General features: G+C 68.2%; 4 protein-coding genes. 1 reads left to right on the forward strand and 3 read right to left on the reverse strand.

Annotation, left to right across the window (positions count from 1 at the left end):
• The 3 genes from X803_RS20360 to X803_RS0114745 form a co-directional block, all read right to left on the reverse strand.
• A partial coding sequence (locus X803_RS20360; RefSeq protein WP_035779253.1) for an MMPL family transporter occupies window positions 1-1,699 on the reverse strand: 1,699 nt, incomplete at its 3' end.
• Between the two features lie 13 nt (window positions 1,700-1,712).
• Window positions 1,713-2,327: a TetR/AcrR family transcriptional regulator gene (locus tag X803_RS20365; protein ID WP_035779254.1), complete on the reverse strand. Its 615-nt coding sequence runs from the start codon at window positions 2,325-2,327 to the stop codon at window positions 1,713-1,715.
• A 45-nt stretch (window positions 2,328-2,372) separates the two neighbouring features.
• Entirely contained in the window at window positions 2,373-3,068 is a 696-nt protein-coding gene (locus X803_RS0114745; RefSeq protein ID WP_026545725.1) for a FadR/GntR family transcriptional regulator, read from the reverse strand.
• 95 nt (window positions 3,069-3,163) lie between these two features.
• Between X803_RS0114745 and X803_RS0114750 the strand changes: the two genes are divergently transcribed.
• Window positions 3,164-4,489 (forward strand): alpha-hydroxy acid oxidase, encoded by a 1,326-nt coding sequence (locus tag X803_RS0114750; RefSeq protein ID WP_026545726.1) that lies wholly within the window; start codon window positions 3,164-3,166, stop codon window positions 4,487-4,489.
• Window positions 4,490-4,548 lie beyond the last annotated feature (59 nt).

Consider the following 4,548-nt stretch of genomic DNA (forward strand, 5'->3'; position numbering starts at 1 on the left):
CGGCGGCGACGTCGCCGATCTCCGCGAGCCGCTCGGCGACGTCGAGCCGGAGGTCGGTGCGATCGCCCTCGTCCTCGATCGCCGGAAGTTCCCCGACCACGAGGAGCGGGCCGTTGGTGCCCTCGCCGAACTTCTCCCCCACCAGTGCGTAGGCCTCGTAGGCGGTGGAGTCGGCCGGTTCCGAGCCGCCGTCGGGCAGACCCACGCGCAGCTCCAGCGCCGGCAGCGCCAGCACTCCAAGCACGACGACGCCGGCCAGCACCGTGAGGAGCGGCCTGCGTGTGACCATGCCGCCCCAGCCGCGGCCGCCGGCGTAGGAATCGTCGACGGCGTGCTCGTTGGCCTCCGCTTCGCTGACCGCCGGTGCGGTCTTCCAGCGTCGCTTCGAGATGACCCTGCGGCCCATGACACCGAGCAGCGCCGGCGTCAGTGTCAGTGCGACCAGCACGGCGATGGCGACGGTTCCGGCTGCGGACAGCCCGAGGATGGTGAGGAACGGCAGTCCCGGGACGGCGAGGGCCGCGAGCGCGATGATGACGGTGATGCCGGCGAAGAGGACGGCGTTGCCCGCTGTGCCGGTGGCCCGGGCGATGGATTCCTGCATCGGCATGCCGTGGAGCAGCTGGGTGCGGTGGCGGTTGACGATGAAGAGGGAGTAGTCGATCCCGACGGCCAGGCCCAGCATCAGCGCGAGCACCGGTGATATGGAACTCATCTGGATGATGCCGGTGAGGGCGAAGGTGATGCCCACGCCGATGCCGACGCCGACAATGGCCATGAGCAGCGGCAGCCCTGCGGCGACGAGCGTGCCGAGCATGACGAGAAGGACAACGGCCGCAACCAGGAGGCCGATCACCTCTGCCGGGCCGAAGATCTCCGAGATGTCCTGGACAATTTCCTTGCTGTATTCGACGTTCAGTGCTGCCTCGGCTGCCGGATTGGCCGCTTCCTGGACCGCTTCGCGGGTTTCCGGGGTCACGGCGTCGACAGCGGTGGTGAACTGGACGCTGGCAACCGCGGTGGTGCCGTCGTCGGACACGAACTGGATCCCGGAGGAGGCCTCGAGGAGCCGTTCGCCGCGCTCCAGCTCGACGCGGGCGGCGTCGAGGTCTGCCTGGCCTTCGTCGAGCTCCCTGCGCTGGGCATCGATCTCGGCCTGGGCGGCGTCGAGCTGGGCGACTGTGGCGTCGATCTGCTCGGCGGGAAGGAAGGTCTTTCCTGCCTCGAACTGAGCCCGCTGCGCGTCGAGCTGGGCCTGCCCGGCATCGAGCTGGGCAGCGCCGTCGATCAGTTCCCGGGCTCCGGCTTCCAGCTCCACCTTTCCGTTCTCAATGTCGGCACGGCTGTCAGCCAGCTGCTGCGCGGTCTGGAAGGGATCGATGACCGCTTCAACGCCGTCGAGCCCGCCGACGTTAGTGAGCGCGGCACTGACTGCCTCCTGCTGCGCGGGAGTGAATTCGCCGTCGGGGTTCTGGAACACGATGGTTCCCATGCCGCCGACCGCCTCGGGCATGGTGTCCCGGAGCTGGTTGAGGACGCGCTGGGATTCAGTGCCGGGGATGGTGAAGTTGTTGCTCAGCGTGCCGGAGAAGGCGACGGCGGAGCTTCCGACGGCAACCATGACGGCCAGCCAGGCGGAAACCACCCACCAGCGGCGGCGGTAGGCGAAGGTACCGAGTCGGTATAGGAGGTAGGCCATGGTGTTCCCTGGGTTAGCGGGTCGGGTGAGAGAAGCCGTCGCGGAGCATGGTCAGCGTCGCGACGATGTGGTGTTCGAGGGTCTGCGCGGCGTCGGCATCCGGGGTGTCCGCGGAGACCCACTCGCGCATGGCGGCCTTGGCACAGGACAGCAGGGACCCAACGAGGGCGTGGATGTAGAGGCTGGAAGCGCGGCCCTGCAGGCGGTCTTCCACCGCACTGATAATGCGGGCCTCGGCACGTTCCCACGCCAGGAGGTGGGTGCCGAGCAGGTCGGGGTTGCCGGCGGACAGGCGGAACAGATCCCCGCAGTCCTTCAGGTTCTCCACTTTGGTGGTGGCGGCGAGCGCGGCGATCATGGCGTCGAGGATGGGCTCCTCCGCGGGGCGGGCCAGCAGCTCGGCCTCGGCGCGGTCGAGGAAGGACTCCGTCGAGACGATGAGCGCCTCTTCCGGACTGTGGAAGTAGTTGAAGAAGGTCCGGCGGGAGACGCCGGCCTGGTCCGCGATCTGCTCCGCGGTGAAGCCGCCCACGCCGTGGGTGCGTGCGAGGTCGAGGGCCGCCTGCGCGATGGCGCGCCGGGTGTCGAGCTTGTTCTGCTCACGGCGGCTTAGTTGGGGTTGTGTCACATAGTTACACTAAGTGCAACTTTGCACCGAGTGCAAGTTTCGGCCCTAGCCGGCCCGCGAGGGGAAGCCTGCCTCACGGTAGTAACCCTCGATATGGGCGGTGACCAGCCGGGATGCCTCGGGCGGGTTGCCCGCGAGCACAGCGCCGTGGATGGCGTGATGCTCGGCGCGCAGCCGGTTGGCGGTGGCGTCCCAGTCCGGGAGATTGCTGATCATGTCCAGGGTGTACTGGCCGATGGCGTCGCGGAGCGAACCCATCATGGTGCTGATCAACACATTGCCCGCGGCCTGGGCGAGCGCAACGTGGAACTCGGCATCGAGTTCCAGAAAGCGCTCCGCCTCCAGGGCCGGGTCATCCATCGCTTCGAGCAGCACCCGGGCGGAGTCCAGGAACGGCGACGACGCATCGATGTGTTCCACGGCCCACGCCTCCAGCAGCAGGCGCGTCTGGACGATATCCCCCGCGGGAAGGTGGGAGGTGGCGAAGTGCAGCCGCATGGCCGAGGTGAAGGGAGTGGAGGGATCGGCAGTGATCAGGGTGCCGGCGTCGGGCCCTGATCCGACGCCGGACCGGGCCATGCCCATGGCTTCCAGCACCCGGATGGCCTCCCGCACGGAGGTACGGGATACCCCGAGTTGCTGCGCGATGGCGCGCTCTGCCGGGAGTCTCTCCCCGATCCTCAGGCGGCCGGCGGAGATCTCCTGCTCCACCCACTCAAGGACACTCCTGTACGCCTTCATGGCAACACAGTACTTGATGTGGTCCGACCACTCCGGTAACGTATTCCGAAACGCTTGTGGTCCAACCACATATCCGTGTCAGGAGAGGGATACCCATGTCCAAGCAGGCCGTAGCAGAGCAGCAGCCCCAGCCCGCCGAGGCGGGAGCGGTGCCGGCATCGTCCGTCTCATCCCCGACTCCGGCCGTTGAAGGAGCCACCCCGGAAGCGCTGCGCCGCCGGATTCCCAAGCCGGCCGACTTGGCTCCCCTCCTCCAGTTCAAGACCCCATCCCTCCCCACCGCGCGGAACCGCGTGGCGAAGGCGCAGACCATCGCGGACCTGCGCGCCATCGCGAAGCGCCGCACCCCGAAGGCGCCGTTTGACTACACGGACGGCGGGGCGGAAGAGGAGATCACGCTGGCGCGGGCACGCGAATCGTTCCGGAACCTGGAGTTCCGTCCCGGCGTGCTGCGGAACGTCTCCACTGTGGACACCACGACGCCGGTGCTCGGCGCCGACTCCGCCCTCCCGTTCGGCATTGCGCCCACCGGTTTCACCCGGATGATGCAGTCCGAGGGTGAGTACACCGGGTCCCGGGCTGCACAGGCGGCGGGGATCCCCTTCACGCTCTCCACGATGGGCACCGCCTCGATCGAGGACGTGGCGGCCGCTGCGCCCCATGGCCGGAACTGGTTCCAGCTCTACCTGTGGACGGACCGGGAGCGGTCCATGGAGCTGATCAGCCGGGCAGCCGCCGCGGGAAATGACACGCTGATGGTCACGGTGGACACCGCCGTCGCCGGCGCGCGGCTCCGCGACGTACGCAACGGCATGACCATCCCACCGGCGCTGACCGTCAAGACCGTTCTTGACGCCTCCTACCGGCCCGCGTGGTGGATCAACTTCCTCACCCACGAACCGCTCACCTTCGCCTCGCTCTCCCACTACTCGGGGACCGTGGCGGACCTGATCAACTCGATGTTCGATCCCACGCTCACCTACGAGGACCTCGACTGGCTGCGTGAGGTGTGGAAGGGCAAGCTGGTGGTCAAGGGAATCCAGACGCTCGACGACGCCAAAAAGGCGGTCGATCACGGCGCGGACGGGATTGTGCTCTCCAATCACGGCGGCCGGCAGCTGGACCGGGCGCCCATCCCCCTGCACCTGCTGCCCGAGGTTGCCGCCGAGCTCAAGGGCAAGACCGACATCATCCTGGACACCGGCATCATGAGCGGCGGGGACATCGTGGCCGCGCTGGCCCGTGGCGCGGACTTCACCCTGGTGGGACGGGCCTACCTGTACGGCCTGATGGCGGGCGGACGGCCCGGCGTAGACCGGATGATCGAGATCCTCGGCACCCAGGTGGCCCGGACCATGCAGCTGCTTGGGGTCAACAGGGTGTCGGACCTCAACGAGGACCACGTCCGGTTCCTGGCCTAGGGTCCGGTGGGTCCGCCTTCCACGGCGGGCCACTTTCCCCGGGTTCTGACCCAACAGGC

This window comes from Arthrobacter sp. 35/47, assembly GCF_000520475.1.
Classification (GTDB): Bacteria; Actinomycetota; Actinomycetes; order Actinomycetales; family Micrococcaceae; genus Arthrobacter_D; species Arthrobacter_D subterraneus.

Excerpts from the sequence above, each read along its gene's own strand:
- X803_RS0114745 (WP_026545725.1), bottom strand. The coding sequence starts at position 3,068 with ATGAAGGCGTACAGGAGTGTCCTTGAGTGGGTGGAGCAGGAGATCTCC.
- X803_RS0114750 (WP_026545726.1), top strand. The coding sequence starts at position 3,164 with ATGTCCAAGCAGGCCGTAGCAGAGCAGCAGCCCCAGCCCGCCGAGGCG.